Below are 2,878 nucleotides of genomic sequence, written 5' to 3'. Positions count from 1 at the left end.
TTTTTTGATTTTGCTATGCCTATTTAGTATAGCTTTGATATGCGTGGGTGTAAAGCACTTTTTGGTATAATTATGTATTTATATGGTGTATATTGTAATTATTTCCATTTATGGGAATTGCTGTAAGGACATATTGTGTTTGTCATAGAGCTATGAAGTTAGAACAAAAAAATAGTAATCTCAGACTTTCATCTTTGATTACTACCATCTTATAAGTTTCTACTATTATAGATTCTATCTCATATTAAAGTGCAAAACTCTGTTATTATGCTTCCGGCATTACGATGGCTGCTATAAGATAAGCTAAAAAACCGCCACCGGTCATCCAGAACAATACCATGACCAACCTCACCAATGTTGGATCTACACTGAATTATTCAGCCAGACCACCACACACGCCAAATAGCATTCTGTCTGTTCTCGAACGGTATAATTTTTTCTCCATATAATTCACCTCACCTTAATATAATGATGTTGGGGTCTAAAATATGTTTAAACCATCCCTTTATTCTTTTGAACCTTGAAAATTTTATTTTTTGTAGAATAGTTTGTAGATTCTATTTGGTCAATAAATCCTGATACACTTTCATCTAAAGCTTTACGCGATTACGCAATGGTATACATTGGTTTGACTATGGGATTCAGGGCATCTGATATTTCTGCTCTATGCTTTAATAACATCGACTGGAAACAGAGAAGCATCAGGATTGTCCAGCAAAAAACTGGTAAAGTTCTTACTCTGCCAATGCCAATAAAAACGGGTAACATTCTATTCAGATACATACGAGACGGTAGACTTCAAAGTTCTGAGTCATATATATTTATCCGTCATGAAGCACCTTATAACCGCATACAACGTGGTGTCTGCAGAAGTGCATTGAAACGCTTTACCGCCACTTCAGATGATAAAAGTTGCTGCTTTCATTCAGTAAGAAAGACATTTGCAACACAACTGCTTAAAGGTAATACCAAAGTTGAACTGATATCTGATTCTCTGGGATACCTGGCAGATGGTACTGTTCATAAGTATTTATCCTTAGATGAAAAGCAGATGAGAATGTCTTCGTTGTCTATGGTGGATACAGGTATCTCCTACAAAGGAGATGCATTTAATGCATAAGAAGTATGTTTATTCAAGTGTATTTGCAAATCTATTGAATGAGTATATATCAGCTCATAGAGAAGCTGGGTTCATGTATGATAATCCTGCATACTGGTTGTATCGTTTTGATCAGTACTGTGATGAAAAACAAGTTAAAGAGGCAATAATAACAAAGATCCTTTTTGAAGAGTGGGCTTCAAAGTCTGATTCAGAATCAAAAACAACGCAAAATAACCGCCTTCAAGCAGTACGAAACTTTAGCGTTTATCTTAATACTTTAGGGAAATCCAGTTATATTCCGCTAAATCTGTCCAGACCGGTGAAAGTTGTTCCATATCTTATGACGGATGAAGACATCCGCGAATTTTTCGAGCAAGTAGATCTTAATGAAGTAATCGCTCCTGTAGCTTCTTTTAAAAGAATGGCACAGGAATATAAAGTATTGTTTAGATTAATCTATTGCTGTGGTCTCCGTAACAATGAAGCGTGTTCCTTTAAAGCCTCAAATGTTAATCTTGTTGATGGAAGTATTACTATTTATCAGTCTAAAGGCAACAAAGACAGAATCGTATATTTGTCAGACGATATACAGAGCCTTTTACTTGATTATCAGCAGTGGTTGAACAGTCAGTTTGATACACCATCCAAATGGTTCTTTCCATGAAAATATCCTACGAATCATATCCCAAAAACATCGCTAGACCGAAAATTCAATGAATTTTGGAATGATACTAAATCATCTAAAACTTGTGACAAAAAGCCTACCGTGCACTGTCTCAGGCATGCATTTGTAATCAAACGAGTTAACCTTTGGATGGAAGAAGATATATCGATTCAAGTAATGATGCCATATTTAAGCAATTACCTTGGACATAAGGGTCCAATAGAAACGTACTATTATTATCATCAAGTCGAAGATGTATTTAAAACTGTGGGCCGCAAAGATGCCATTTCTGTACGTGTTATACCGGAGGTGCAGTATGAAGACTAAAAACTTTGATAAACTATTTTTCTCCAAAACACATGAATTTCTTGATGAATATCTTCTGGTTCAATGTTCCCGGAGCCTTCATACAATAAACGCACACAGGGATGCTCTTACGATTTTTAGAAGATATGTTACTTCTCAAGGATTATCACTAAAAATATTTGGTTTTGAAGATTGCTCCAGAGATTTTCTTCTTGGTTTTATGGAATATCTCCAACGAGAAGGCTATGAAAAATCATCGTATAACCAACTTCTTGCAGCAATTAAATCATACATGTGGTATGTCGCTGATGGAGACATTACATGGCAGCAAAACGCTCTTATGGTATCAAGGGTTCCTTTTCTAAAGAAACCTGAAAAGGAAAAAGCCACCTTAAGTGAAGAATGTCTTAAAGCACTTCTCTCAGCACCAGACAATAGCAAACTTGGGATACGAGATGCAGCTATAATGATAGTTTTGTATGATTCTGCAATCCGCCTACGCGAATTGCTTGGATTAAAGATATCTGATGTAAATCTTCGAAGAGATATACCTTATCTACGTATCAGAGGTAAACGTCTTAGAGATCAATCCTCTTATATCTAATTCTATCAGAAATATCTCTGTTAAAAAAGTTAAGAATGATCATGCTGATTCCTATGACTTAGCGAGTTTGAAAGCAAATTTCATAATGATTTTTCATATATGCCTTTAATAGCAAGTGTTTAGGCTTATTTTTTTGTCAAATTTATATTCTTTTTATTAACGTCCTGTGTAAACCTGTGTTGTAATAATAGAAGAAAAAGCG

4 protein-coding genes and 1 pseudogene are annotated in these 2,878 nt (G+C 35.1%); 4 read left to right on the top strand and 1 reads right to left on the bottom strand.

From position 1 onward, the window contains the following. Positions 1–265: 265 nt before the first annotated feature. A pseudogene (locus AC6F8J_RS05575) lies at positions 266–445 on the bottom strand (PspC domain-containing protein). 114 nt (positions 446–559) lie between these two features. Here AC6F8J_RS05575 and AC6F8J_RS05570 point away from each other — a divergent pair. The 4 genes from AC6F8J_RS05570 to AC6F8J_RS05555 all read left to right on the top strand — a co-directional run bounded on the left by AC6F8J_RS05570 (position 560) and on the right by AC6F8J_RS05555 (position 2,676). Beyond that, positions 560–1,120 (top strand): tyrosine-type recombinase/integrase, encoded by a 561-nt coding sequence (locus AC6F8J_RS05570; RefSeq protein ID WP_500721634.1) that lies wholly within the window; start codon positions 560–562, stop codon positions 1,118–1,120. Further along, a complete protein-coding gene (locus AC6F8J_RS05565; RefSeq protein ID WP_500721632.1) occupies positions 1,113–1,766 on the top strand; it encodes a tyrosine-type recombinase/integrase in 654 nt (217 codons plus the stop codon). The genes AC6F8J_RS05570 and AC6F8J_RS05565 overlap by 8 nt, the downstream gene beginning before the upstream one ends. A 150-nt stretch (positions 1,767–1,916) precedes the next feature. After that, the gene (locus tag AC6F8J_RS05560) at positions 1,917–2,093 is read left to right on the top strand and encodes a hypothetical protein (protein ID WP_500721631.1); all 177 of its coding nucleotides are present in this window, start codon (positions 1,917–1,919) and stop codon (positions 2,091–2,093) included. Then, entirely contained in the window at positions 2,083–2,676 is a 594-nt protein-coding gene (locus tag AC6F8J_RS05555; protein WP_500721629.1) for a site-specific integrase, read from the top strand. Before AC6F8J_RS05560 ends, AC6F8J_RS05555 begins: the two co-directional genes overlap by 11 nt. Positions 2,677–2,878: the final 202 nt, after the last annotated feature.

This window comes from Petrocella sp. (assembly GCF_059865615.1).
Note: the sequence above shows the minus strand (reverse complement) of the source record. Positions and strands in the feature narration are given on the sequence as shown.